The 24,477-nt window shown below is 72.4% G+C and carries 23 protein-coding genes; 11 read left to right on the top strand and 12 right to left on the bottom strand.

Annotation, left to right across the window (positions count from 1 at the left end; all coding sequences use genetic code 11):
- Positions 1-158 precede the first annotated feature (158 nt).
- Positions 159-1,433 (top strand): DUF6350 family protein, encoded by a 1,275-nt coding sequence (locus ACGFIG_RS03140; RefSeq protein ID WP_392998608.1) that lies wholly within the window; start codon positions 159-161, stop codon positions 1,431-1,433.
- Between the two features lie 60 nt (positions 1,434-1,493).
- Here ACGFIG_RS03140 and ACGFIG_RS03145 read toward each other — a convergent pair whose 3' ends face one another.
- A complete protein-coding gene (locus tag ACGFIG_RS03145) occupies positions 1,494-2,102 on the bottom strand; it encodes a DUF4190 domain-containing protein (protein WP_392998610.1) in 609 nt (202 codons plus the stop codon).
- Positions 2,103-2,122: 20 nt separating this feature from the next.
- Positions 2,123-2,422 carry a CD225/dispanin family protein gene (locus ACGFIG_RS03150; RefSeq protein ID WP_392998612.1) on the bottom strand — a complete coding sequence of 100 codons (300 nt, stop codon included), beginning with the start codon at positions 2,420-2,422 and terminating at the stop codon, positions 2,123-2,125.
- A 181-nt stretch (positions 2,423-2,603) separates the two neighbouring features.
- On the opposite strand from ACGFIG_RS03150, the gene purN reads away from it, so the two are divergent.
- Positions 2,604-3,224, top strand: coding sequence for a phosphoribosylglycinamide formyltransferase (gene purN / locus ACGFIG_RS03155; protein ID WP_392998614.1), 621 nt, complete (start codon positions 2,604-2,606; stop codon positions 3,222-3,224).
- The gene (purH, locus tag ACGFIG_RS03160; protein WP_392998616.1) at positions 3,221-4,792 is read left to right on the top strand and encodes a bifunctional phosphoribosylaminoimidazolecarboxamide formyltransferase/IMP cyclohydrolase; all 1,572 of its coding nucleotides are present in this window, start codon (positions 3,221-3,223) and stop codon (positions 4,790-4,792) included. The genes purN and purH overlap by 4 nt, the downstream gene beginning before the upstream one ends.
- Positions 4,793-4,922: 130 nt before the next feature.
- Here purH and ACGFIG_RS03165 read toward each other — a convergent pair whose 3' ends face one another.
- The 5 genes from ACGFIG_RS03165 to ACGFIG_RS03185 all read right to left on the bottom strand — a co-directional run bounded on the left by ACGFIG_RS03165 (position 4,923) and on the right by ACGFIG_RS03185 (position 10,625).
- A complete protein-coding gene (locus ACGFIG_RS03165) occupies positions 4,923-5,951 on the bottom strand; it encodes an ABC transporter ATP-binding protein (protein WP_392998618.1) in 1,029 nt (342 codons plus the stop codon).
- Entirely contained in the window at positions 5,935-6,972 is a 1,038-nt protein-coding gene (locus ACGFIG_RS03170; RefSeq protein WP_392998620.1) for an ABC transporter ATP-binding protein, read from the bottom strand. The genes ACGFIG_RS03165 and ACGFIG_RS03170 overlap by 17 nt, the downstream gene beginning before the upstream one ends.
- 34 nt (positions 6,973-7,006) lie before the next feature.
- The gene (locus tag ACGFIG_RS03175) at positions 7,007-7,963 is read right to left on the bottom strand and encodes an ABC transporter permease (protein ID WP_392998622.1); all 957 of its coding nucleotides are present in this window, start codon (positions 7,961-7,963) and stop codon (positions 7,007-7,009) included.
- A gap of 33 nt (positions 7,964-7,996) precedes the next feature.
- Positions 7,997-8,935: an ABC transporter permease gene (locus ACGFIG_RS03180; RefSeq protein ID WP_392998624.1), complete on the bottom strand. Its 939-nt coding sequence runs from the start codon at positions 8,933-8,935 to the stop codon at positions 7,997-7,999.
- 85 nt (positions 8,936-9,020) lie between these two features.
- Positions 9,021-10,625 carry an ABC transporter substrate-binding protein gene (locus tag ACGFIG_RS03185; protein WP_392998626.1) on the bottom strand — a complete coding sequence of 535 codons (1,605 nt, stop codon included), beginning with the start codon at positions 10,623-10,625 and terminating at the stop codon, positions 9,021-9,023.
- Positions 10,626-11,055: 430 nt separating this feature from the next.
- Between ACGFIG_RS03185 and ACGFIG_RS03190 the strand changes: the two genes are divergently transcribed.
- Positions 11,056-11,916, top strand: a complete 861-nt coding sequence (locus ACGFIG_RS03190) for a bifunctional methylenetetrahydrofolate dehydrogenase/methenyltetrahydrofolate cyclohydrolase (RefSeq protein WP_392998628.1) — start codon at positions 11,056-11,058, stop codon at positions 11,914-11,916.
- A 167-nt stretch (positions 11,917-12,083) separates the two neighbouring features.
- Positions 12,084-13,034 carry a malate dehydrogenase gene (locus tag ACGFIG_RS03195; protein ID WP_392998630.1) on the top strand — a complete coding sequence of 317 codons (951 nt, stop codon included), beginning with the start codon at positions 12,084-12,086 and terminating at the stop codon, positions 13,032-13,034.
- Positions 13,035-13,090: 56 nt separating this feature from the next.
- Here the strand turns inward: ACGFIG_RS03195 and ACGFIG_RS03200 are convergent, their stop codons facing one another.
- Complete coding sequence (locus tag ACGFIG_RS03200; RefSeq protein WP_392998632.1) at positions 13,091-13,897, bottom strand: MBL fold metallo-hydrolase; 807 nt, start codon at positions 13,895-13,897, stop codon at positions 13,091-13,093.
- A 137-nt stretch (positions 13,898-14,034) separates the two neighbouring features.
- Between ACGFIG_RS03200 and ACGFIG_RS03205 the strand changes: the two genes are divergently transcribed.
- On the top strand, positions 14,035-15,252 hold the full coding sequence (locus ACGFIG_RS03205) for an NADP-dependent isocitrate dehydrogenase (RefSeq protein WP_132231004.1): 1,218 nt from the start codon (positions 14,035-14,037) through the stop codon (positions 15,250-15,252).
- A 572-nt stretch (positions 15,253-15,824) separates the two neighbouring features.
- Here ACGFIG_RS03205 and galT read toward each other — a convergent pair.
- The 4 genes from galT to ACGFIG_RS03225 form a co-directional block, all read right to left on the bottom strand.
- Complete coding sequence (gene galT, locus ACGFIG_RS03210; protein WP_392998634.1) at positions 15,825-16,901, bottom strand: galactose-1-phosphate uridylyltransferase; 1,077 nt, start codon at positions 16,899-16,901, stop codon at positions 15,825-15,827.
- Positions 16,898-17,719 carry a DeoR/GlpR family DNA-binding transcription regulator gene (locus tag ACGFIG_RS03215; protein WP_392998636.1) on the bottom strand — a complete coding sequence of 274 codons (822 nt, stop codon included), beginning with the start codon at positions 17,717-17,719 and terminating at the stop codon, positions 16,898-16,900. The genes galT and ACGFIG_RS03215 overlap by 4 nt, the downstream gene beginning before the upstream one ends.
- Before the next feature lie 105 nt (positions 17,720-17,824).
- A complete protein-coding gene (gene cysC, locus ACGFIG_RS03220; RefSeq protein ID WP_392998638.1) occupies positions 17,825-19,354 on the bottom strand; it encodes an adenylyl-sulfate kinase in 1,530 nt (509 codons plus the stop codon).
- Between the two features lie 106 nt (positions 19,355-19,460).
- Positions 19,461-20,006 carry a DM13 domain-containing protein gene (locus ACGFIG_RS03225; RefSeq protein ID WP_392998640.1) on the bottom strand — a complete coding sequence of 182 codons (546 nt, stop codon included), beginning with the start codon at positions 20,004-20,006 and terminating at the stop codon, positions 19,461-19,463.
- A gap of 187 nt (positions 20,007-20,193) precedes the next feature.
- Here ACGFIG_RS03225 and ACGFIG_RS03230 point away from each other — a divergent pair, with 187 nt between their 5' ends.
- The 5 genes from ACGFIG_RS03230 (at position 20,194) to ACGFIG_RS03250 (ending at position 24,436) form a co-directional block, all read left to right on the top strand.
- Positions 20,194-21,108: an ABC transporter ATP-binding protein gene (locus ACGFIG_RS03230; RefSeq protein ID WP_392998642.1), complete on the top strand. Its 915-nt coding sequence runs from the start codon at positions 20,194-20,196 to the stop codon at positions 21,106-21,108.
- Positions 21,101-21,982, top strand: a complete 882-nt coding sequence (locus ACGFIG_RS03235) for an ABC transporter permease (RefSeq protein ID WP_392998644.1) — start codon at positions 21,101-21,103, stop codon at positions 21,980-21,982. The genes ACGFIG_RS03230 and ACGFIG_RS03235 overlap by 8 nt, the downstream gene beginning before the upstream one ends.
- Positions 21,979-22,938 carry an ABC transporter ATP-binding protein gene (locus ACGFIG_RS03240; RefSeq protein ID WP_392998646.1) on the top strand — a complete coding sequence of 320 codons (960 nt, stop codon included), beginning with the start codon at positions 21,979-21,981 and terminating at the stop codon, positions 22,936-22,938. The genes ACGFIG_RS03235 and ACGFIG_RS03240 overlap by 4 nt, the downstream gene beginning before the upstream one ends.
- 4 nt (positions 22,939-22,942) lie before the next feature.
- Positions 22,943-23,653, top strand: a complete 711-nt coding sequence (locus tag ACGFIG_RS03245; RefSeq protein WP_392998648.1) for an ABC transporter permease subunit — start codon at positions 22,943-22,945, stop codon at positions 23,651-23,653.
- Positions 23,654-23,785: 132 nt separating this feature from the next.
- Positions 23,786-24,436, top strand: coding sequence for a hypothetical protein (locus ACGFIG_RS03250; protein ID WP_392998650.1), 651 nt, complete (start codon positions 23,786-23,788; stop codon positions 24,434-24,436).
- Positions 24,437-24,477 lie beyond the last annotated feature (41 nt).

A 24,477-nucleotide genomic window follows, 5' to 3' on the forward strand; every position in this document is an offset into this window, starting at 1 on the left:
GGCTCTCCTCCGGGCGTCGGTGTCACGACCCTCGGTCGCGTCCCTGCGCCCGAGGCTAGACCGGATCGGGGGCCGGAGATGGTGGATCACGGAACTCGTCGCCGCTGCGGGGCGGTATCGGACTGCCGCTGCCGGCCCGGCATGCCAGAGTAGACGCGATGTCCTCCGTCACCCCTGATCAGCCCAGCCGTCCCGGCACCGGCGTCGGCCCCGGCGCCCGGCCCGCCGCGCCCGTCGGACGCGGCCGGCGGGTGCCCGCGCCGCGCGCCGGCGAGCCGCGCCGCAGCCGCGCCCCGCTCGCCGTCGCCGCCGGGGTGGCCGCCGGCTGGGCGGCGCTCACCTCGTGGCTGCCGGTCGTGGTCGTGCTCTGGCTGTTCCAGCTCAGTGAGGGTGCGGCGTCCGTGTCGGACGCGCTCCGCGCCGGCCTGGCCGGTTGGCTGCTCGGGCACGGAGTCCCACTGGAGACCGTCGCCGGTCCGTTCGGGCTGGCCCCGCTGGCGCTGACCGCACTGGTGTTCTGGCGGTTGACCCGGGCGGGCGTGCACACCAGCCGGGCCATCGGCGCGCGCGGCGGGCGGTCACCCCGGCAGGCGCTCCTCGCCGCCGGCGCGGTCGGCGTCGCGTACGCGCTGCTCGGGGTGCTCGGCGCGGCCCTGGCCGGCGTCCCCCTGGTCCGCGCCGGGCTGACCCTCCTGCTGTTCGGCACCCTCGCGGCCCTGGTCGGCGCGGCCCGGACCACCCACGTGGCCGGTCTGCTCGCCGCGCGCTCCCCGGAGCCGCTGCGCGACGGCATCCGCACCGGGCTCGTCGCCGGGCTGCTGCTGTTGGGCGCGGGAGCCGGTGCGGCGGGGCTCGCCGTGGCCACCGGAGGCGGGGACGCCGCCGACCTGATCGGGGCCTACAACACCGGGGTCGCCGGCCAGGCCGGGATCACGCTGGTCAGCCTCGCCTACGCGCCGAACGCCACGATCTGGGCGGTCAGCTACCTGCTCGGCCCCGGCTTCGCTGTCGGCACCGACACCGCCGTACGCACCAGTGAGGTCTCCGTGGGGGCGCTGCCGGCCGTACCGCTGCTGGCCGGGCTGCCGCGCGGGCCGGTCGACGGCCTCGGGGCCGCGCTGCTCGCGGTGCCGGTCCTCGCCGGCATGGCCGCGGGTTGGCTGCTCGCCCGCCGGCTGCTCCGGATCGCCGCCGACGACCGGGCGCCGCTGCGCTGGGGACCGCTGCTCGGGCCGGCGGCGCTCGCCGGTCCGGTGGCCGGCCTGCTGCTGGGCGTCGCCGCGGCGGCCTCCGCCGGGTCGCTCGGCGGCGGCCGGCTGGCCGAGGTGGGGCCCGTCGCCTGGCAGGTGGCGGCGGTGGGGGCGGCGGTCATCACGGTCGGGGCGGTGATCGGCGCCGCCGCGACCCGTGCGCTGTCCCGCGCGCCCCGCTGAGGGCCGACAAAACCGGAGGGGCGCCCCGGCCGAGCCGGGACGCCCCTTGTCGCATGCCGGTCAGGGGATGAAGAAGCCCAGGCCGAGGAAGCCGAACTGGAGCAGGCTGAGCACGATGCCGACGGCGCCGCAGATCAGGCCGGCGAGGGCCTGACCGCCGTTGTCGGCGAGTCCCTGGTCGGCCTTCTGCTTGCCCATCCACCCGGTCACCAGCGCGCCGATGCCCAGCGGGATGCCGAGGTAGCAGCAGACCAGCGGGATCGACGCGATGCCGATGATCATGGACACCAGGCCGAGGGTGTTCTCCTGCTGTCCCGGCCCCTTACCCGCGAACCCCGCGTTCGGGTACATGGGCGGCGGCGCGTACGCCTGCTGTCCGTACGGGTCCTGGTACGGCGGCTGGCCGTACGGCTGGCCCGAGCTGGGCTGCTGCCCGTACGGGTCCGGCTGGCCGTACGGCTGGCCGGAGGTGGGCTGCTGCTGACCGTACGGGTTCGGCGGAGCGGCGTACGGGTCCTGCGGGGCGTACGGATCCTGCGGCTGCCCGGAGACGGGCTGCTGACCGTACGGCGCCGTCGGCGGCAGGGCGTACGGGTCGTGGTGCGGCGCGGTCGGATCCTGGTGCGGCTGCTGACCGTACGGATCCTGTCCGGGGTAGCCGGGCTGCATGCGACTCCTCGTCCGATCTGTCAGTAGCTGCTGGTGGAGGTGCTGCCGCCCACCACGCCGGCGAGCCCACCGAGCAGGCAGCACAGCAGCACGATCACGTACCAGCTGATGCCGACGATGAGGGCCCACTTGGACCACTTCTTCGACTCGGCGGCGGCGGCCTGGGCCCCGGCGTAGTCGCCCTGCTGGAGCAGCGGGTTCACCTTGGAGGCGTTGATGATCGCCGGGATGGCCAGCGGCCAGAAGAGGAAGATGGCGACGATCGACATCGTCATGTTGTTGTTGATCTGCGGCTGCTGCGGCTGGTATCCGGGCTGCATCTCGGCGTACTCCTCATTCCACTCGACACCCCGTTGGGGCGTCGGATCACTGACGGGTGCGGGCCTGACGCGCGCCGGCCCGAGCGACCGGCAGCGTACCTGGTCCCGGCCATTCACGTCGTCGGTGAATGTCGCAATGCCCAGCGGATGGAGCAGACGGCACGCCCGATAGGCTGGCCCGGTGACCGAGCCCGCGCCCGTCGCCCGCATCGTCGTCCTGGTCTCCGGCTCCGGGAGCAACCTTCAGTCCCTGCTAGACGCGGGTGCCGATCCGGCGTACGGGGCCAGGGTGGTGGCCGTCGGCGCGGACCGGTACGGCATCGCGGGTCTGGACCGGGCCGTCGCGGCGGGGGTGCCGACCTTCGTGGAGCGGATCGCCGACCACCCCAGCCGCGAGGACTGGGACGCGGCGCTGACCGCCCGGGTCGCCGAGCACCGGCCGGACCTGGTCGTCTCCGCCGGCTTCCTCAAGCTGGTCGGCCCGCGCTTCCTGGCCGCCTTCGGCGACCGCTACCTGAACACCCACAACACGCTGCTGCCGGCGTTTCCCGGCATCCACGGTCCGCGCGACGCCCTCGCCTACGGGGTGAAGGTCACGGGGGCCACGCTCTTCTTCGTCGACGCGGGCATGGACACCGGCCCGATCGTCGCGCAGGTCGCCGTGCCCGTGCACGACGACGACGACGTCGAGACGCTCACCGAGCGCATCAAGGAAGCCGAGCGGCGCCAGCTCGTCGAGCAGGTGGGCCGCCTGGTCCGCGAAGGTTGGACGATCACCGGAAGAAAGGTCACTGTTCCGTGAGTTCCACTCAGGACGAGCGCCGCCCGATCAGGCGGGCGCTGGTCAGCGTGTACGACAAGACCGGCCTGGTCGAGCTGGCGCGGGCGCTGCACGCGGCCGGGGTGGAGATCGTCTCGACCGGCAGCACGGCCTCGACCATCGCCGGCGCGGGCGTGCCGGTGACCCCGGTGGAGACGGTGACCGGCTTCCCGGAGATCCTCGACGGCCGCGTCAAGACGCTGCACCCGAAGGTGCACGGTGGGCTCCTCGCCGACCTGCGCAAGGACTCCCACGTCGCCCAGCTCGACGAGCACGGCATCGCGGGCATCGACCTGCTGGTGTCGAACCTCTACCCGTTCCAGGCCACGGTCGCCTCCGGGGCCGGCGTCGAGGAGTGCGTCGAGCAGATCGACATCGGCGGTCCGGCCATGGTGCGGGCCGCCGCCAAGAACCACGCCTCGGTCGCCGTGGTGACCGATCCGGCCGCGTACCCGGCGCTGCTCGCCGCGCTCGACGGGGGCGGCTTCACGCTGGCCCAGCGGCGGGTGCTGGCCGCCCGTGCCTTCGCCGTCATCGCCGAGTACGACGTGGCGGTGGCCGAGTGGTGCGCCACCACGCTGGCGCCCGAGGAGAACGGCTGGCCGGACTTCGCCGGGCTGGCGCTGCGCCGCTCGGCGGTGCTGCGCTACGGCGAGAACCCGCACCAGCCGGCCGCGCTCTACGTCGACCCGGCCAGCCCGGCCGGGCTGGCCCAGGCCGAGCAGCTGCACGGCAAGGAGATGTCCTACAACAACTACGTCGACGCCGACGCGGCGTGGCGGGCGGCCAACGACTTCGCCGACCAGCCGGCGGTGGCGATCATCAAGCACGCCAACCCGTGCGGCATCGCGGTCGGGGCCGACGTGGCCGAGGCGCACCGCAAGGCGCACGCCTGCGACCCGGTGTCCGCGTACGGCGGGGTGATCGCCGTCAACCGGCCGGTGAGCGTGGAGCTGGCCCGGCAGGTCTCGGAGATCTTCACCGAGGTGCTGGTGGCGCCCGGGTTCGACGAGGGCGCGGTGGAGGTCCTCCAGGCCAAGAAGAACATCCGGCTGCTGCGTGCGCCGGCGTACGGCCCGCTGCCGGCGGAGTGGCGGCAGGTCACCGGCGGCGTACTGGTGCAGGTGGCCGACCGGATCGACGCCGAGGGCGACGACCCGGCCAACTGGCGGCTGGCCACCGGGGAACCGGCCGACGAGGCGACCCTGCGCGACCTGGCCTTCGCCTGGCGGGCGGTGCGCGCGGTGAAGAGCAACGCGATCCTGCTCGCCAGGGACGGCGCGACCGTCGGTGTCGGGATGGGCCAGGTCAACCGGGTCGACTCGGCGCAGCTCGCGGTCAGCCGGGCCGGAGCGGACCGCGCCCGCGGCTCGGTCTGCGCCTCGGACGCGTTCTTCCCGTTCGCCGACGGCCCGAAGATCCTTATCGACGCCGGCGTCCGCGCGATCGTGCAGCCGGGCGGCTCGATCCGCGACGACGAGGTGATCGCCGCCGCCAAGGAGGCCGGCGTCACCATGTACCTGACCTCCACCCGCCACTTCTTCCACTGACCACCCCCACCCCCTCCCTCCCCTCTCCCCTTCTTGAGGGGTCGACCATGCAGTTGTGGTGCCCCGCGGAAGGGGCGAAAAGGTGCTGTCCGCCCACCGCAACTGCATGATCGACCCGGACGGTGGCGGTTCAGGGGGTGGGGCGGAGGGCGGCGAAGTGGCAGGCCGAGGGGTGCGGGTCGGCCGCGCGGGGGACCGTGTGGGGCTCCTCGATGGCGCAGACCTCCTGCGCCTTCCAGCACCGGGTGCGGAAGTTGCAGCCGCTCGGCGGGTCGGCCGGGCTCGGCACGTCGCCGGTGAGCCGGATCATGCTGCGCTGGTCGCGGGCCTCCGGGTCCGGCACCGGCACGGCCGAGAGCAGCGCCTGGGTGTACGGGTGCGTGGCCCGCTCGTAGATCTCGTCCTCGGTGCCGATCTCCACGATCTTGCCGAGGTACATGACCGCGACCCGGTCGGAGATGTGCCGGACCACCGACAGGTCGTGCGCGATGAAGATGTACGACAGGCCGAACTCGTCCTGGAGCTTCTCCAGCAGGTTGATCACCTGGGCCTGGATCGACACGTCGAGGGCGCTGACCGGCTCGTCGCAGACGATGATCTCGGGTCGCAGGGCGAGCGCGCGGGCGATGCCGATGCGCTGCCGCTGGCCGCCGGAGAACTGGTGCGGGTAGCGGTTGATGTGCTCCGGGTTGAGGCCGACCACGTCGAGCAGCTCCCGTACCCGGCCCTGCCGGCTGCCCTTCGGCGCGGCGTCCGGGTGGATCTCGAACGGCTCGCCGATGATGTCGCCGACCGTCATCCGGGGGTTCAGCGAGGTGTACGGGTCCTGCATGACCATCTGCATGTTGCGCCGCAGCCGGCGCAGCTCGGCACCGGAGGCGGAGAACAGGTCCCGTCCCTCCAGGGTGGCCCGGCCGGCGGTCGGCGTCTCCAGCCGCATGAGCAGCCGGGCCAGCGTCGACTTGCCGCAGCCGGACTCGCCGACCACCCCGAGGGTCTCGCCCCGGCGCAGCTCGAAGCTGACCCCGTCGACGGCCTTGACCGCGCCGACCTGCCGCTGGAACAGCACGCCCCGGCGGATCGGGAAGTGCTTGACGAGATCGTCGACGGCGAGGATCGTCTCGCCGCGCACCTTGGTCGGGCTAGCGGGCGCTGTCATCACGCACCTCCTGGGCGAAGTGGCACGCGCTGGTCCGGCCGTCGCCGAGGACCAGGTCGTCCGGCACCACGTCGACGCAGACCTGCTGCACGTACGGGCACCGGGGGTGGAAGGGGCAGCCGGACGGGATCCGCATCAGGTTGGGCGGCAGTCCCTTGATCGTGGCCAGCTCCTGACCCCGTACGTCCAGCCGCGGGATCGACTCCAGCAGCCCCTTCGTGTACGGGTGGGCCGGCGCCCGGTAGAGCGAGCGGACGTCGGCGTGCTCGACGATGCGGCCGGCGTACATGACGGCGATCCGGTCCGCGACGCCGGCCACCACGCCGAGGTCGTGCGTGATCAGGATCATCGCCATGTCGAGGTCGCGGCGCAGGTCCGCCAGGAGGTCCATGATCTGGGCCTGCACGGTGACGTCGAGGGCGGTGGTGGGCTCGTCGGCGATCAGCACCCTCGGGTTCATGGCCAGCGCCATCGCGATCATGACGCGTTGCCGCATTCCGCCGGAGAACTGGTGCGGGTAGTCGCCGAGCCGGCTGGCGGCTGCCGGGATCCGTACCAGGTCCATCAGCTCGACGACCCGCCCGCGGGTGTCCGCCTTGGACATGCCCTCGCGCCGGCGCAGCGTCTCGCCGATCTGCCAGCCGACCGGGAAGACCGGGTTCAGCGCGGAGAGGGCGTCCTGGAAGATCATGGCGATATCCTTGCCGCGTACCTGCCGGCGCTGCTCCTCCGGCAGCTTCAACAGGTCCCGCCCCTGGTAGAGGACCTCTCCGGAGCGGATCACGGCGGGCGGCGTGTCGAGGATGCCCATGATCGCCTGCGCGGTGACCGACTTGCCGGAGCCCGACTCGCCGAGCACCGCGAGCGTCTCACCGGGATCCAGGTGGTACGACACCCCGTTGATCACCTTGGCCACGCCCTCGCCGGTGCGGAACTCGACGTGCAGGTCCCGTACGTCCAACAGGTGCCCACCCTCGGGCGTCGGTGAGGCCGGCGTGGGCCGGACGGCGGACTGACTCACGGTTCACGCCTTTCGTTCGCGACGGGTGGGCGCGTCATCGCAGCTTCGGGTCGAAGGCGTCGCGGATCGCGTCGCCGAGCATGATGAACGCCAGGACGGTCAGCGCCAGGAACGTCGAGGGGACCAGCAGCGGGGTGGCGGCCTCCCGCATGTGCACCCGGCCGGAGTCGATGTCGATGCCCCAGGAGATGGTCGGGGCCCTGAGCCCGATGCCGAGGAAGCTCAGCGTGGCCTCGGCGGCGATGAACGAGCCGAGGGCGATGGTCAGCACCACGATCGCCGGGGCGAGCGCGTTCGGCAGGATGTGCCGCAGCATGATCCGGCCGTCGCCGGCCCCGAGCATCCGGGCCGCCGCGACGTAGTCCTGCTCCTTGGCGGTGATCACCGAGGAGCGGACGACGCGGGCGGCGGTGGTCCAGCCGAGGATCGCCAGCACGAAGACGACCGCGCCGATCCGGACCGCCGAGCTGTCGCTGTTGACCCGCTTGAGCAGCACGATCGCGGCGAGCAGGAGCGGGATGCCGAGGACGATGTCGATCACCCGGGAGAGCACCGCGTCGACCCAGCGGCCGAAGTAGCCGGCCAGCATCCCGACGGTGAGCGCGATCAGGCCGGTGAGCAGCGCGGAGAGCGCGCCGACCAGCAGCGACGCGCGGGCCCCGTAGACCGCCCGGGAGTACGTGTCGCAGCCCTGGAAGTCGTACCCGAAGATGGCCCCGCCGGACGGCCCGGCGTGCTGGCGGGCCAGCACGCAGTCGCGCGGGTCGTTGGCCGTGAACAACCCGGGAACGGCCGCCATGGCGGCGACCAGCACCACCAGGGCGAGGCTGATCCAGAAGATCGGCTTGCGGCGCAGGTCGCGCCAGGCGTCGCCGGCCAGGCTGCGGGGCTTCTGCGGTACGCCCACCTGGCTCGGCGCGCCCGGCTCACCCGACGGTCCCCGCCGCGCGGTCTGGTTCTCGGTCGCGGCGACGGTCTCGAAGTCACTCATGGCCGACACCTCGCTGCGTGCTCCCGCACCTGCTCACTCATAGCGGATCCTCGGGTCGAGTACGGCGTACAGGACGTCCACCACCAGGTTGGAGACGAGGTAGACCACGACGAGCACGCTGACGATGCCCACCACCAGCGGGCCGTCCTCCGTGCGGATGCCGCGGAAGAGGTTGAAGCCGACCCCGGGGATGTTGAACACGCCCTCGGTGATGATCGCGCCGCTCATCAGGTTGCCCAGCTCGACGCCGAGGAAGGTGACCACCGGGATGAGCGAGTTGCGCAGCACGTGGACGGTGACGATCCGCCGCCTCACCAGTCCCTTGGACCGGGCGGTGCGGACGTAGTCGGCGCGCAGGTTCTCGGCCACCGACGTCCGGGTCAGCCGCAGGGCGGTGGCCAGCGAGAGCGAGCCGAGCACGATGCCGGGCAGCAGGAGCGCGTACAGGTCCGGGTTGGCGCCGGCGGTGGGTGGGAAGAGCTGCCACTTGACGCCGAGGAGGTACTGCGCCAGCGGGGCGAGCACGATCGTCGGGATGCCGAGCACCAGCAGGGTCAGCAGCAGCGTCGAGTTGTCGAAGATGCTGGCCCGCCGGATGCCGGCGAGTACGCCCGCGGTGACGCCGAAGAGGATGGTGACCGCCATGGCGATCAGCGCCAGCTTGACCGTGACCGGCCAGGCGGCGGCCAGGATGTCCCCGATCGAGCGTCCCGTGAGGGACTGCCCGAGGTCACCCTGGAGCAGGTTCTTGAGGTAGTCGAAGTAGCGGTAGAAGAAGCCACCGACCCCGGTCCGGTCGAGGTGGAACTTCTCCGTCAGGTACGCCCGCTGCGCCGCCGTGACCGGGCGCTCGCCGGCGAGCGCCTGGATCGGGTCGCCCTGGCCGGCGAACATCAGCGCGTAGACGATCAGCGTCGTCCCGAAGAACGCGAGGACCATCTGGAGCAGACGCCGCAGGATGAAGCGGAACATACTTGGCAGTCTGGCGGAAAAAGTGCGAAGAGGATGGCGGGTCGGGCCACCGTACGCCGATGGCCCGACCCGTCATGCCGTGGTGTTACTTGACGGCCTCGATCTTCAGCAGGTCGATCCGGTCGAAGAGATCCATCTCCACGTTCGTGACCTTGGTCGAGTGGCCGAAGTTGTTCTGGCCGTACCGCAGCGGGATCACCGGCAGGTCCTGCGCCAGCAGGTCCTCCGCCGCCTGGTACTTCTTGATCGCCTCTTCCTCGTTCGCGGCGCTGGCGCCCTCGGCGAGGAGCTTGTCGAAGTCCGGGTTGGCGTAGCCGTAGTAGTTCGACGAGCCGTTGCCGCTGTACAGCGGGCCGAGGTAGTTCTCCATGGACGGGTAGTCCATGACCCAGCCCATCCGGAACAGGCCGACGGGCTGCTTGTCCTTCACCTTGGTCAGCAGGTCCGCGAACTTCGGCTCGGCGGTGCCCACGCAGTCCACGCCCAGGTTGGCCTTGAGCTGGTTGCAGGTCGCGTCGATCCAGTCCTTGTGGCCGCCGTCGCCGTTGTAGGACAGCTCGATCTTCGCGGGGCCGCCCGCGGCCTGGTAGAGGGCCTTGGCCTTGGCCGGGTCGAACTCGCCGGCCTCGCCGATGGTGTTGTCGCGGTAGCCCGCGACGACCGGCGAGACGAACGAGCGGGCCGGCTGCTGCGAGTCCTTGAAGATCGACTTGGTGATCTCGTCCCGGTCGATCGCCATCGAGATGGCCTTGCGCACGTCCGGGTTGCTGAACTCCTCCTCGAAGGTCGGGAAGGCCAGGAACTGGAACGACGAGGCGGGGCTCTGCTTGAACCGGTCGCCGAGGTCGGTGTCGGCCGTCGAGAGGTTCTCGGTCGGGATGGTCTTGATGACGTCCAGGTTGTCCGAGAGCACGTCCGCGTACGCGGCGGTCGGCTGCTGGTAGATCCGGAACTCGACGCCGGCCACCTTCGGCTTCTCGCCGGGGAAGGCGTCGTACTTCTCGACCTCGACCTTGGCGTCGTGCTGCCAGGTGCCCTTCATCTTGAACGGGCCCTGGCCGACCGGCGCCTGCTCGTACCCCTCGGCCAGCACGCCCGGGGCGGAGAACGCCGCCTTGGGCATCGGGTAGAAGGCGGTGTAACCGAGCATGGTCCGGAACTCGCTGTACGGCTGGGACAGCGTGACGGTGAAGGTCAGGTCGTCGACCTTCTTCAGCCCGCTGAGCGTCTTCGCCTTCGGGGTCTCCCCCTGCATGTCCTCGTAGCCGGCGATCTTCTCGAAGAAGTAGCTGGAGTTCTGGCCGTTCGGGGCGTACGCGCCGTAGTTCCAGGCGTCGACGTAGTTGTCGGCGGTGACCTTCTCGCCGTTGTGGAAGGTGTAGCCGTCCTTCAGCCTGACCGTCCAGGTCGTGTTGTCCTCGGACGTCACCGACTCGGCCGCCACCTCGTAGGGCTTGTTGGCCTCGTCGTAGTCGACGAGCGGGCTGAACAGGGCGGCGAGCACCTGTGAACCGCTCGTCTCGTTGGTGTTGGTCGGCACCAGGTGCTGCGGCTCGGCGATCTCGATCCGCACGGCCGCGTCGGGGTTGCTCTCGCCTGATCCACCGTCGCCGCCCGAGCCGCAGGCCACCAGGCCCAGGGTCACCGCGAGCGGGAGGGCGGTCCAGGCAGCGAGCCTACGAACACGCATGTAGCCTCCTCATCTCCTCACGCTGCGCAGTCAGGCCCGGCGTTGGGTGTACGCTGCGCAACGTTGGGCAACGGTAGGCCGCCGGCCGGCGATCGACAACGACTGGGTTGCGAACGGGTAACGGAGTCCCGGTGGAGGGCTTGCCGGGACGGGCTGCGTCTGCTAATGCCCCTGGCGCGGAAATCGAGCGTTGAACTGTGAAAACTCTCGACGCTTCCGGTGCCCGTCGCGAACGGGCTGCCACCCTGCGTTCGCTCGCGCGAGGCGTGTCCGCCCATCCCGCGAAGTGCCGGGAGTCCGGATCCGGGAGCGACCCCCATCACTCGATGGTGACTAACGGTGATTAAATCCACGTCACCCATCGTGATCGGCGGGTCGGCTTGGCTCAGGTCGTCGGATGGTCGGCCGTGGGCCGTGAGACGATCTGGACGTGACGGCGACGCTTCTGGACGGCAAGGCGACCGCGGCCGAGATCAAGGACGAGCTGCGGACACGGGTCAAGGCACTGGCGGAACGCGGTGTCACCCCCGGGCTCGGCACCGTCCTGGTCGGTGCGGACCCCGGCTCCCAGGCGTACGTCAACGGCAAGCACCGGGACTGCGCCGAGGTGGGCATCGCCTCGATCCGCCGCGAGCTGCCGGCCGACGCGACCCAGGCGCAGGTCGACGCCGTGCTCGCCGAGCTGAACGCCGACCCGGCGTGCCACGGCTACATCGTCCAGCTGCCGCTGCCGGGCCACCTCGACACCCAGCGGGTGCTGGAGCTGATCGACCCCGACAAGGACGCCGACGGGCTGCACCCGGTCAACCTCGGCCGGCTCGTGCTCGGCTACGACGGTCCGCTGCCCTGCACCCCGCGCGGCATCGTCGAGCTGCTCCGCAGGCACGACGTGGCGCTGCGCGGCGCCAAGGTCGCCGTGGTCGGTCGCGGCAACACCGTCGGCCGCCCGCTCGGCCTGCTGCTCACCCGGCGCAGCGAGAACGCCACCGTGACCCTCTGCCACACCGGCACCCTCGACCTGGCCTCGCACACCCGGGCCGCCGACATCGTCATCGTGGCCGCCGGCGTGCCGGGCCTGCTCACCGCCGACATGGTCACGCCGGGCGCCGTGGTGGTCGACGTCGGCATCACCCGGGTGATCGGCCCGGACGGCAAGGGCCGCTACACCGGCGACGTCGCCCCCGAGGCGGCGGAGGTGGCCGGCAAGCTGGTGCCCATGCCGGGCGGTGTCGGCCCGATGACCCGCGCGATGCTGCTGACCAACGTGGTGGAGCGGGCCGAGCGCGGCTGAGCCCCGTCCGGCTCCCAGCCAATGGGACGTCCGGCCGCCCCGCCCCGGAGCCGGGACGACGGTGACGTTCGCCCCATCCCGGCGATGGCCGCCGCCCCTGCCCTGAGGGGTGCCAGGATGACTGATACGGTCCGGAAAACCGACTGGTAGCAGGGAGTGGGACGACCATGGGTAAGAAGGTCACTGTCGTCGGGGCTGGCTTCTACGGCTCCACCACCGCGCAGCGCCTGGCCGAGTACGACGTCTTCGACACCGTCGTGATCACCGACATCGTGGAGGGCAAGCCCGCGGGTCTCGCCCTGGACCTCAACCAGTCGCGCGCCATCGAGGGCTTCGAGACCAAGGTGGTCGGCGTGACCACGGGCCCGAACGGCGAGGGCTACGAGGCGATCGAGGGCTCGGACGTCGTGGTGATCACCGCCGGCCTGCCGCGTAAGCCGGGCATGAGCCGGATGGACCTGCTCGAGACGAACGCCAAGATCGTCCGTCAGGTCTCCGAGAACGTCGCCAAGTACGCCCCGAGCGCCGTCGTCATCGTGGTGTCCAACCCGCTGGACGAGATGACCGCGCTGGCCCAGCTCGCCACCCAGTTCCCGAAGAACCGGGTCCTCGGCCAGGCCGGCATGCTGGACACCGCCCGGTTCAGCAACTTCGTGGCCGAGGCGCTGAACGTACCGGTGAAGTCGGTCAAGACGCTGACCCTCGGTTCGCACGGCGACACGATGGTGCCGGTGCCCTCCAAGAGCACGGTCGACGGCAAGCCGCTGCGCGAGGCCATGCCGGCCGAGCAGATCGAGGAGCTGGTCGTCAAGACCCGCAACGGCGGCGCCGAGGTGGTCGCGCTGCTCAAGACCGGTTCGGCGTACTACGCGCCGTCCGCCGCCGCCGCCCGGATGGCCAAGGCCGTCGCGGAGGACTCCGGCGAGGTCATGCCGGTCTGCGCCTGGGTTGACGGCGAGTACGGCATCTCCGGTGTCTACCTGGGCGTCGAGGCCGAGATCGGCGCCGAGGGCGTCAAGCGGGTCGTCGAGACCGACCTGGACGCCGACGAGCTGGCCAGCCTGAAGGAGGCCGCCGAGGCCGTCCGCGCCAAGCAGGGCGACGTCGCCAACATGTGATCCACCCGTCGAAGGGGCACGCCGGTCCGCCGGCGTGCCCCTTCGACGTCTGCGTCCTACAGCGCGACGAACGCCTCGCCCAGGTGCGGGGTGGCGAGCACCGCGGGGCCCCGCGCGGCCAGGTCGCGCAGCAGGCCCACCCGCGAGGCACGCGCCGCGTCGGCGTCCTCCTCGTGGGCGTACGCCAGCCCGGGGTCGACCAGTTGCACGGCGTGCACCAGCAGGTCGCCGGTGAGCAGTAGCCGCTCGTCGCCGACCTCCAGCAGCACCGACTGGTGCCCGGGCGTGTGCCCCGGTGTCGGCAGCAGCCGTACGGTCGGGTCGAGCCTCTCCTCGCCGTCGACCACCCGGAGCTGGCCGGCGGCGCGCAACGGCGCGACGAGGCCGGCCGACAGCCCCGGGTTGAGCTGCCCCACGGCGGCCAGCTCGGCCCGTTGGAGCAGGTAGTCGGCGTTCGGGAAGTACGGCGTGCCCGGCGAGCCGGTGACCGCCCAGCCGACATGGTCGGTGTGCAGGTGGGTGAGCACCACCGTGCGTACGTCGGCCGGGTCGATGCCGGCGGCGGCGAGCTCGGCCGGCAGCCGGCCGGGCACCGGCGCCCAGCCCGAGGCGGGGGAGCCGGCCGGGCCGATTCCGGCGTCGACCAGGGTCACCGGCCCGTCCCCGGCGCGGATCGCGAAACTGCGGAACGGCAGCCACCACCGCCCGTCGGCGGTCACCGTGGCCGGGTCCCTCCGGTCGGCCGCGCGCCAGTGCTCCGCCGTGGCGTCCGGGAACGCCTCCGCGCGGGGCTGGAAGAACGGCCCCTCGCCGTCGGTGAGCGCGGTGACCGTGATAGACCCGAGGTTGCGGCTCAGTGGCATCCGGCGATGGTGCCAGCGGTCTCCCGTGCCGTGCACGTCGTTATTCCGGCCCGACCGAGGCCGGCTGAGGGTTGCCGACCAGTTTCCAGTACGCTCGTACTGCTTGAGCACGTGTCCCCCGAGAGGAGCGCCGGCCGATGGCGAAGATCAAGGTAAACAACCCGGTCGTTGAGCTCGACGGCGACGAGATGACCCGGATCATCTGGAAGCAGATCCGGGAGCAGCTGATCCTGCCCTACCTCGACGTCGACCTGCACTACTACGACCTGTCGATCCAGCACCGCGACGAGACCGACGACCAGGTCACCGTCGACGCCGCCAACGCCATCAAGGAGCACGGCGTCGGCGTCAAGTGCGCGACCATCACCCCGGACGAGGCCCGGGTGGAGGAGTTCGGCCTGAAGAAGATGTGGCGGTCGCCGAACGGCACGATCCGCAACATCCTCGGCGGTGTCGTCTTCCGTGAGCCGATCATCATGTCCAACGTGCCGCGGCTGGTCCCCGGCTGGACCAAGCCGATCATCATCGGCCGGCACGCCCACGGTGACCAGTACAAGGCCACCGACTTCGTCGTCCCGGGCCCGGGCACGGTGACCATCACCTACACCCCGGCCGACGGCGGCGAACCGATGGAGATGGAGGTCGCCAACTTCCCCGGCGGCGGCATCGCCATGGGCATGTACAACTACGACGAGTCGATCCGGGACTTCGCCCGCGCCTCGTTCCGCTACGGCCTGGACCGCAACTACCCGGTCTACATGTCGACCAAGAACACCATCCTCAAGGCGTACGACGGTCGGTTCAAGGACATCTTCGCCGAGGTGTTCGAGGCCGAGTTCAAGGCCGAGTTCGACGCCGCCGGTCTCACCTACGAGCACCGGCTCATCGACGACATGGTCGCCGCCGCGCTCAAGTGGGAGGGCGGCTACGTCTGGGCCTGCAAGAACTACGACGGTGACGTGCAGTCCGACACCGTCGCGCAGGGCTTCGGCTCGCTGGGCCTGATGACCTCGGTGCTGCTCTCCCCGGACGGCCGTACGGTCGAGGCCGAGGCCGCGCACGGCACGGTCACCCGGCACTACCGGCAGTGGCAGAAGGGCGAGAAGACCTCCACCAACCCGATCGCGTCGATCTACGCCTGGACCCGAGGGCTGGCCCACCGGGGCAAGCTGGACGGCACGCCGGCGGTCACCGAGTTCGCCAACACCCTGGAGCAGGTCATCGTCGACACCGTCGAGGGCGGCCAGATGACCAAGGACCTCTCGCTGCTCATCTCGCGGGACGCCCCGTGGCTGACCACCGACGAGTTCATGAACGCGCTCGACGAGAACCTGGCCCGCAAGCTCTCCGCCTGATTCTCCACCCGCCCCGTCGAGGGGCAACCGGTCCGCCGGCGTGACCCCTCGACGGGCCTCCCGGTGGCGTCACCGCTGTGGCGCTGCCGCTGCGGCACCCAGGAGCCCGCCGGCATCCCCGGCGGGCTCCCACCGTTCCCACGGTGCCTGCTCTCCCCGCCGGCCGTCCCGCCCGCCGCCCGCCGACTCCTCGGCTCACCCGTTTTCGCGGCGTGTCGGCGGGGCGACACGCGGGTCGCGTCACCTGCTTCGGCGCGCCTCGTTGACCTGGGTGGACGAGATGCCAGTCGCGTCCAGGAAGGTTGACCGCGGTCGCCTCGCGGCAAGCGTGCCGATCAGCCAGCCTTCCCGGCTGTCGCGCACAGCCAGCCGTCCCTTCCCTGCGGGGGGCCCTGTCCCGGGCCCCCCGCGCCCTGTCTTCCCACCAATCTGCGACGGCGGTCGGCTGTCGGCTCGCCGGGCCCGGACGTGCGGAAGGACCCTTCCTCCACGACAGGCGTCAGGCAGGTGCCCTTCCTGCCACCCGGTGCGCGGAAGTTCGGGCGGTCACACCCTGGGCAGGAGTTCGGCGGTCACGCCGCGCGCAGGAGTTCGGCGGCGCGCTCGGGAGCGACGTCGCTGATGAAGACGCCCATCGCGGACTCCGATCCGGCCAGGTACTTCAGCTTGTCCTTCGCGCGCCGGATGCTGAACAACTGCAGGTGTAGGTGGCTCAGCTCGCGGTCGACGCGTACCGGGGCCTGGTGCCAGGCGGCGATGTAGGGCATGGGCGCGTCGAACAGCCCGTCGAAGCGGCGCAGCAGGTCCAGGTAGAGCGGCCCGAAGGCGTCCCGCTCGGCGTCGTCGAGCGCGGGGACGTCCGGCACCGGCCGGTGCGGGGCCACGTGCACCTCGAACGGCCAGCGGGACGCCGCCGGGACGTACGCCGTCCAGTGCTGGTTGCTGGCGACCACCCGGTCGCCGGCGGCCCGCTCGGCGGCGAGCACGTCGGCGTAGAGGTTGCGCCCGCCGGTGCGGTCCGCGTGCCGGCGGGCGGCGGCCAGCAGCGCCCGGGTCCGTGACGTCACGAAGGGGTACGCGTAGATCTGGCCGTGCGGATGGTGCAGGGTCACGCCGATCTCCACGCCCCGGTTCTCGAAGCAGAACACCTGCTCCACCCCGGGCAGTCGCGCGAGCGCCGACGTGCGGTCGGCGAGCGCGTCGAGGACGGTACGCACCCGGCGCGGCGGGAGGGTGGCGAAGGAGGCGTGGTGGTCGTCGGTGAAGCAGACCACCTCGCAGCGGCCCCGACCGGGCCGGACCGGGGTGAACCCGGTGATCTCGGCGGGCTCGTCGGCCACCCGGCCGCTGAACGCCGGAAACCGGTTCTCGAAGACGGCGACGTCGTAGTCGGGTGCCGGGATCTCGCTCTGCCGACCGTCGGTGCTGGGGCAGAGCGGGCACTGGTCGGCCGGCGGGAGGAAGATGCGGCCCTGCCGGTGCACGGCGACGGCGACCCACTCGTCGGTCAACGGGTCCAGGCGCAGCTGCGAGGCGGGCGTCGGCGGGGGCAGTTCGCGCCGGTCGGGCTGGTCCCGGACGGCGTCGTCGCGTTCGTCGAAGTAGATCAGTTCCCGGCCGTCGGCCAGCGTGATCGCGGTGCGCTTCACCTCGACGTCCCCGCGGCGCTCGTCGTGGCCGCCCGTTCCGTGCCCGTCGCGGGCACCACCACCAGCTCGCCCACCCGGTCGGCGAGCACCCGCCGCGCGTCGGGGGGCAGCCGGTCGTCGGTGACCAGCACGTGGGCGGCGGAGAGCTCGACGATCGAGGAGATGCCGACGGTGCCCCACTTGGTGTGGTCGGCGAGCACCACCAGCCGGTCGGCGGCGGCCACCAGGGCGCGGTCGGTCTCCGCCTCCATCAGGTTCGGGGTGGTGAATCCCGCCCGCTCGGTGATCCCGTGCACGCCGAGGAAGAGCAGGTCCAGGTGCAGCGACCGGATGGCGGCCACGGCCAGCGGTCCGACCAGCGCGTCCGACGGCGTACGCACCCCGCCGGTGAGCACCACCGTCTGGTCCGACCGGCCGCCGGCGTGCAGTATCTCGGCCACCGGCAGCGAGTTGGTGACCACGGTCAGGCCCGGGACGTCGGTCAGTCGGCGGGCCAGCTCGGCGGTGGTGGTGCCGGCGGAGAGGGCGACCGCCGCCCCGGGCCGGACCAGCTCGGCGGCGCGGCCGGCGATGGCCGCCTTCTCCGCGAGCTGCCGCACCGACTTGGCCCGGAAGCCCGGCTCGTCGGTCGAGCCGGGGCCCGCCACCGTGGCGCCGCCGTGCACCTTGGCCAGCAGGCCGCGCTCGTGCAGCGCCTCCAGGTCGCGGCGGATGGTCATGTCCGAGACGCCGAACTCGGCGGCCAGCTCGGAGACCCGTACGCCGCCGGTGGCGCGGACGCGGTCCAGGATGGCCGCCTGCCGTTGCTGAGCGAGCATTCCCGGTACCTCCGCGCCTGCCGCGTACCCTCACGCGGTTGAACGTGTTCGAACAAGTTTGAACACTAGCGCGGGGCAGGGAACCACGGACAGGCGGAGGGCCGATCAGAGGGACGGGTGTCGGGGCTCGACCCAGCCCGTCTCGTTCAGGTGGTGCAGGACGGCCTCCACCGCCTCGTCGATCGTCAGGTCGCTGGTGTCGACCACCAGGTCCGCGTCGGTCGGCTCCTCGTAGGGGTCGTCGATGCCGGTCATCCCGGTGAGCAGGCCGGCTCGGGCCCTGGCGTAGAGGCCCTTGCGGTCGCGCTGCTCGCAGACCTCCAGCGGCGTGGCCACGTGCACCAGCAGGAAACCCGCGCCGGCGGCCAGCGCCATCTCCCGGGCGGTCGCGCGGGCCTGCGCGTAGGGGGCGATCGGGCAGCAGATGCCGACGCCGTGGTGCCGGGCGATCTCCGCCGCCACCCAGCCGATCCGCCGGACGTTGAGATCCCGGTCGGCCTTGCTGAAGCCCAGCCCGGCGGAGAGTTCGCGGCGCACCACGTCCCCGTCGAGCAGCGTGACGCTCCGGTCGCCCTGCTCGCGCAGCACGTCGGCCAGGCCCCGGGCGATCGTGGACTTGCCCGAACCGGAGAGCCCGGTCAGGAAGATCACCAGGCCCCGGTGCCGCCGGGGTGGCCGGGCCCGCGCCAGCTCCTTCGCCACCGCCGGCGGGGTGTGCCACTCGGGCAACGGGAAACCCCGGTCCAGCAGATCGTCGATCTCCGGCTGGGTCAGCGCCAGGCGCCGGTTGCGCGGCGGGATGTCCTCCCGCCAGCGCCACTGCCCGTCGCGGTTGTCGTAGGCCAGCTCGCGCGGCACCAGCACCCGCAGGCCGGCGCCGGAGAGCATCTCGCCGGTGGAGAGCAGGTGCGTGACGCCGTACGCCGCCGACACCCGGGCCCGCAGCAGAGCGTCGCTGATCTCGTCGCGCCGGCGCGACAGCGGTACGGCGACCAGCGTGGCCGGCGGCATCCGGTCGCGGGCCGCGAAGATGCTGCGCACGAGCGACTCCGGGGGCAACCCGCCGAGGGCGTCCTCCCCGACCGGGATCATCACCAGCAGGTGGGCGCCGAGCGTGCGGACGGCGTGCGCGATCTGGGCGAGCTGCGGCCGGTGCAGCGGGCGGTCGGCGATCACCCCGAGCACCCGCCCCGACGGCAGCAGCGGGCGTACCTCCTCCGGGGTGCGGCGCAGCCGCTGGAACGGGCCGTGGCCACCGTCGCCGAGCCGGCGGACGGTGCCCCCGACGCCGGCCACCCCGTCGCGGACCGGCCACGCGTCGGCGACCTCCAACGCCGCGACCGGCGCGCCCTCGCCGTCGGTGAGCACCAGGGTGCGGCGTGCCTCGTCGCGCGGGTCGAGGCCCTGGGCCAGCGCCGTCGGCACCTGGAGGGTCACCGGCACCGGCCACGGCGAGCCGTCGGCGAGCCGGCCCCGGCGGCTCACCGAGACCAGGTCGGCGCGGGTCATGAAGCCGACCAGCGGGGCGTACGCCCCGATCAGCAGCAGCTCCAGGTCGGCCAGCTCGCCGGGGCGCGGCGTGTACGCCGGCGCATCCCGGAGCACCTCGTCGGGCAGCACCCAGCTGTTGCTCATCCATCCCCCAAACGACGCTGGTCGGCACACAGTTTCTCAGCCGGCCTGCGATCGGTCGAGAGCGCCACTCCACCCGGGCGCCACGGTAGGGGTGGCGGCCGGCGGGTCAGCGGGGCGGGGTCAGGGGCGCGGCCCCGAAGGAGACGGCGAACCGCTTGCACCAGATGGAGACGCTGGTCAGGCCCGTCAGGTCGACGTCGGCCGGGATGTCGTAACCCTGGTCGCCCCGGTTGCCCTTGAGCCGGCCCAGCTCGACCCACCGGCCGTCGTCGAAGACCCACCACCCGGCGGTGCCGCTGCGCACCGGCTGGTCGGTGAGCCAGACCCGCAGGTCAGGGCCGTTGGAGGTGGCCAGGCCGACGAGTTCCAGCCGGTGCCGCCCGTCGGGGGTGCGGACGATCCGCGCGCTGCCCGACGTGTCGTGCTCGTGGGTCACGAAGTCGCCCTGCCCGACGAGGACCGGCCCGGCGGGCGCGGCACCCGGGGCGGAACCCGTCGGCGCCGGCGTGGCCGCCACGCTGGAGAGCGCCTCGTCGACCTCGGCGTCGGTGACCAGCCTCCAGGGCTGAAACCAGTAGAGGCCGAACGCCGACCCCGCGGCGAGGATGGCGACCACCACCCACGTCAGCGGCGCGCGCAACAGTCGGGTCACGCGTCCAGTGTGTCGGCCCGGCCGCGTCCTGTCTGCCCCGTCCGGCCTGGCTGAGGTCGATGCGTGCCGACGGTGCCGGCGGCCCGCCACCTGCAGGGACCCTAGGGGACGCGGGCCGCCAGGATCAGGGGAGTGCCCGGGGGCGAGCCGCTGCCCACAGCGGGCGTCGCCTCCTACGCTGTACGACGTGACACTCATCGCGACCGAGTCGCTGACCAAGACGTACGGGGGTGGGGTCACCGCGCTGGCCGACCTGACCGTCGCGGTCGAGCCGGGGATCGTGGGGTTGGTGGGCGCGAACGGCGCCGGCAAGTCCACCCTGATCAAGATCCTGCTCGGCCTCCTCGCCCCGACCAGTGGCCGGGTCCGGGTGCTCGGCCTCGACCCGACCACCGACTCCGCCCAGGTCCGCGCCCGGGTGGGCTACATGCCCGAGCACGACGCCCTGCCGCCGGACCTCTCCGCCGCCGAGCTGGTCACCCACCTCGGCCGGATCAGCGGGCTGCCGCGTACGGTCGCCCGGGAGCGGGCCTCCGAGGCGCTGCGGCACGTCGGGCTCTACGAGGAGCGCTACCGCCCGGTCGGTGGCTACTCCACCGGCATGAAGCAGCGGGTCAAGCTCGCCCAGGCCCTCGTGCACGACCCCGACCTGCTGCTCCTCGACGAGCCGACCAACGGCCTCGACCCGGCCGGCCGCGACGCCATGCTGGCGCTGGTGCACCGCATCGGCACCGAGTTCGGCATCTCCGTGCTGGTCTGCTCGCACCTGCTCGGCGAGGTCGAGCGGATCTGCGACACCCTGGTCGCCATCGACGGCGGGCGGCTGCTGCGCGCCGACCACATCTCCGCCATGACCTCGGCCACCGACGTGCTCGCCGTGGAGGTCAGCGAGGGCACGGAGGAACTGGCCGCCCGGCTGGCGGCGCTCGACCTGCCGGTCCGCCGGGACGGCCGCCTGCTGCTGGTCGAGCTCGCCGACGACGCCACCTACGACCTGATCCTCGGCGCGGTCGCCGAGCTGGACCTGCCGCTGCACCGGCTGGACCAGCGCCGGCACCGGGTGGCCGAACTCTTCGCCACGAGGGAGCCCAGCCATGCCTGAGCCGACCGGCGTCATCCACGACATCGGCTACCAGCGCTACACCGGCCCCCGGCTGGGCCGCCGGGCCGTCTTCGGCGCCCTCTACCTGCACGGCGTGCGGACGGCGTTCGGGCTGGGCCGCAGCGCCAAGGCCAAGATCTTCCCCTGGCTGGTGGTCGCCATCGTCACCGTGGTGGCCGCCGGGCTCACGGCGGTGCGCAGCCAGATCGGCGAGGCGGTGATGACGTACGCCCAGTTCGCCGACAACATGAGCTGGCTGGTCATCTTCTTCGTCGCGGTGGTGGCTCCCGAGCTGGTCTCGCGGGACCTGCGCAGCGGCGTGCTGCCGCTCTACTTCTCCCGGCCGCTGCCGCGTTCGGACTACCCGCTGGCCAAGCTGCTGGCGCTGGCGACCGCGCTCTGGTTGCTGCTCGGCGGGCCGCAGCTGGTGATGTTCCTGGGCGCCGCCTTCACCACCGGCGACGGCATGCGCGGCGTCTGGAACGAGCTGCTCGACCTGTTGCCCAGCCTGCTCTACGCCGGGCTCTGGGCGGCGGTCTTCGCCTCGGTCGGGCTGCTGGTCGCCTCCCTGACCGGCAAGCGGGCGTTCGCGGCCGGCGGGATCGTGGCCGTGTTCCTGATGACCACCCCGATCGTCGGCACCCTGTCGATCATGCCCTCCCAGACGGTCAACGAACTGGCCTTCCTGGCCTCGCCCTCGACGATCGTGGGCGGGGTGGGCACCTGGGCGCTCGGCGACCTGCTGCTGTTCGAGGGGGAGGGCGGAGTGCCGATCGGCGACTTCGGCCCGGTCTACGCGGTCGCCGCCGTGCTGCTCGTGGCCGGCTGCGTCGCCCTGCTGATGCTGCGATACCGGAAGGTGGCCGCCCGATGACCACGATCAGCGTCGACCAGGCGGCGGGGACGCCGACCGCCGCCGCCAGCACCCTCGACCTCGCCGGCGTCTCCCGCTGGTACGGCAACGTGGTGGCCGTCAACGACGTCAGCATGAGCCTCGGCCCCGGCGTCACCGGGCTGCTCGGCCCGAACGGCGCCGGCAAGACCACGCTGCTGCACATGATGGCGGGCTTCCTCGCCCCGTCGCGCGGGGCGGTCAGCCTGGACGGCCGGCCCACCTGGCGCAATCCCGAGGTCTACCGTCGGCTCGGCCTGGTCAGCGAGCGGGAGGCGGTGCACACGTTCCTCACCGCGTACGAGTTCGTGCTGGCCAGCGCGAAGCTGCACCGGTTGCCGGACCCGGCGGAGGCGGCCCGCCGGGCGATCGCCCTGGTGGAGATGGAGGGCGCGCAGGACCGCCGGATCGGCACGTACTCCAAGGGCATGCGGCAGCGCGCCCGGGTGGCCGCGGCGCTGGTGCACGAGCCGCAGGTGCTGCTGCTCGACGAGCCGTTCAACGGGATGGACCCGCGCCAGCGGCTGCACATGATGGAGCTGCTGCACCGCCTCGGCGACGCCGGCCGCACCATCCTGTTCAGCTCGCACATCCTGGAGGAGGTCGAGCAGGTCTCCGGCACCGTCCAGGTGATGGTCGCCGGCCGGCTGGCCGCCTCCGGCGACTTCCGTACCATCCGCCGGCTGATGACCAACCGGCCGCACGTCTTCGCCGTGCACTCCACCGACGACCGGGCGCTCGCCGTGGCGCTGATGGCCGAGGCGTCGGTGACGGGGGTCGAGCTGGGCCGCGCCGGGTTGACCGTGCGGGCCGGCGACTACGGCGCGTTCACCCGCGTCCTGCCGAAGATCGCCCTGGCCAAGGGCATCCGGGTGCGGCAGTTGGTGCCCGAGGACGAATCCCTGGAGAGCGTCTTCTCCTACCTCGTGGAGGCCTGAACCCATGTCTACCGTTTCCTGGATCACCGTGCGGGGGCTGTTCGGGCGTCGCCGGTTCCTCCTGCTGCTGCCCCTCCCGGTGGTGCTGGTGCTGCTCGCCGTGCTCTCCCGCTCGCTCGGGGTGGACCCGGGCCAGTGGGGCCCGCCGGTGCTGGTCGGCCTCGGCCTGGCCGTGGTGCTCCCGGTGGTCGCCCTGATCGTAGGCACCGGCGTGCTCGGGGCCGAGATCGACGACGGCACGGTCGTGCACATCCTGACCAAGCCGCTGCCGCGCTGGCAGATCGTGCTGCCCAAGCTGGCGGTGGCCACCGGCGTCACCGCGGTCACCGTGGCCCTGCCGCTCTACGTGGCGGGCGTGCTGGCCGACTCCGTACGGCTCGGGTTGGCGCTCGCCGCCGCGTCGGCGGTCGGTGCGCTGGCGTACTCGGCGCTGTTCGTGGCGCTCAGCATGATCACCCGGCGGCCGGTGCTGCTCGGCCTGGTCTACGTGCTGATCTGGGAGGGCCTGCTCGGCAACGTCGTCAGCGGCACGAAGGTGCTCTCCATCCAGCAGTACGTGATCAGCCTCGCCGACAAGATGGCCCCCACCAGGTTGCTGGAGGCCGGCGTCTCGGTGCCGGTGGCGGCGGTGATGGCCGCGTTGATCAGCGTGGGCTTCACCGTGCTGGCGATCGACCGGCTGCGCTCGTTCAGCGTGGCCGGCGAGACGAGCTGATCTCCGCCGGTCCGGGCGCCCCGCCGCCCGCCGAGATCCGCGGCGCGACGTGACGGTCGTCCGGGCGGCCCGACCCGCGATGGTAGGGCTGTCCGGATGGACCGGGTCGGGCGGCTGGGCGAGGCTGACGGGGTGAGCGCGGAGACGGGGCTGGTCATGACTCGGGAGTCGTACCCGGATGCCGGCCGGCACTGGATGGTCAGCCTGGCGGTGGCCGGACTGGCGGCGGCGGCGACCACCACGGCCGCGCAGGCCACCGGGCACTTCCACTGGTGGGCGGGGTTCGTGCTGATCCCCGGCGCGCTGATCGCCGCCACCGGCGGGCCGCTGCTGGCCCGGGGCGGCGGGCGGGCCTTCGCCGGCTACGTGGTCGCCTGCCTCGGCGCGCTGGTCTTCGCGGTCGGGGCGCTGCTGATGTTCGGCGTGTTCGGGCGGGGCTGGCCCCTGATGGTGATCCTGCCCTGCCTGGCGGTCGCCGGCACCTACCACTGGCGGCTGTTCCACCCGCTGGCCCGGGGGCTGCACCGGACGGTCTCCCTGCTGGCGCTGGCCGGCGCCCTGCTGCTCGGCGGGACGCTGCAACTGATCCGCGTCGGCCTGGTCGGGGTGGGGGCCGCCGGGATGTGGGGGGCGTTCCTGATGCTGGCCGGGGTGATCGTGCTGGGCAACGCGGTGGAGCTGACCCGGCACCGGATGCCGTACCGCCTCCAGGCGATCACCCTGCTGGTCGGCCCGGCCGTCGTCGCCTTCCTGCTCGGGCTGCGCCTTTTGCGCGGCTGGTAGACCTCACCGCGCCGGATGGGCTCGCCAGCCCGGTGCCGCGC

It is taken from the genome of Micromonospora sp. NPDC049048 (assembly GCF_043197615.1).
Lineage (GTDB): Bacteria > Actinomycetota > Actinomycetes > Mycobacteriales > Micromonosporaceae > Micromonospora.

What these genes read in the sequence shown, in the direction of transcription:
- ACGFIG_RS03140 (WP_392998608.1), top strand. Translation starts at nt 159, where the DNA reads ATGTCCTCCGTCACCCCTGATCAGCCCAGCCGTCCCGGCACCGGCGTC.
- ACGFIG_RS03145 (WP_392998610.1), bottom strand. Translation starts at nt 2,102, where the DNA reads ATGCAGCCCGGCTACCCCGGACAGGATCCGTACGGTCAGCAGCCGCAC.
- ACGFIG_RS03150 (WP_392998612.1), bottom strand. Translation starts at nt 2,422, where the DNA reads ATGCAGCCCGGATACCAGCCGCAGCAGCCGCAGATCAACAACAACATG.
- ACGFIG_RS03165 (WP_392998618.1), bottom strand. Translation starts at nt 5,951, where the DNA reads ATGACAGCGCCCGCTAGCCCGACCAAGGTGCGCGGCGAGACGATCCTC.
- ACGFIG_RS03175 (WP_392998622.1), bottom strand. Translation starts at nt 7,963, where the DNA reads ATGAGTGACTTCGAGACCGTCGCCGCGACCGAGAACCAGACCGCGCGG.
- ACGFIG_RS03180 (WP_392998624.1), bottom strand. Translation starts at nt 8,935, where the DNA reads ATGTTCCGCTTCATCCTGCGGCGTCTGCTCCAGATGGTCCTCGCGTTC.
- ACGFIG_RS03185 (WP_392998626.1), bottom strand. Translation starts at nt 10,625, where the DNA reads ATGCGTGTTCGTAGGCTCGCTGCCTGGACCGCCCTCCCGCTCGCGGTG.
- ACGFIG_RS03195 (WP_392998630.1), top strand. Translation starts at nt 12,084, where the DNA reads ATGGGTAAGAAGGTCACTGTCGTCGGGGCTGGCTTCTACGGCTCCACC.
- ACGFIG_RS03200 (WP_392998632.1), bottom strand. Translation starts at nt 13,897, where the DNA reads ATGCCACTGAGCCGCAACCTCGGGTCTATCACGGTCACCGCGCTCACC.
- ACGFIG_RS03205 (WP_132231004.1), top strand. Translation starts at nt 14,035, where the DNA reads ATGGCGAAGATCAAGGTAAACAACCCGGTCGTTGAGCTCGACGGCGAC.
- ACGFIG_RS03215 (WP_392998636.1), bottom strand. Translation starts at nt 17,719, where the DNA reads ATGCTCGCTCAGCAACGGCAGGCGGCCATCCTGGACCGCGTCCGCGCC.
- cysC (WP_392998638.1), bottom strand. Translation starts at nt 19,354, where the DNA reads ATGAGCAACAGCTGGGTGCTGCCCGACGAGGTGCTCCGGGATGCGCCG.
- ACGFIG_RS03235 (WP_392998644.1), top strand. Translation starts at nt 21,101, where the DNA reads ATGCCTGAGCCGACCGGCGTCATCCACGACATCGGCTACCAGCGCTAC.
- ACGFIG_RS03240 (WP_392998646.1), top strand. Translation starts at nt 21,979, where the DNA reads ATGACCACGATCAGCGTCGACCAGGCGGCGGGGACGCCGACCGCCGCC.
- ACGFIG_RS03245 (WP_392998648.1), top strand. Translation starts at nt 22,943, where the DNA reads ATGTCTACCGTTTCCTGGATCACCGTGCGGGGGCTGTTCGGGCGTCGC.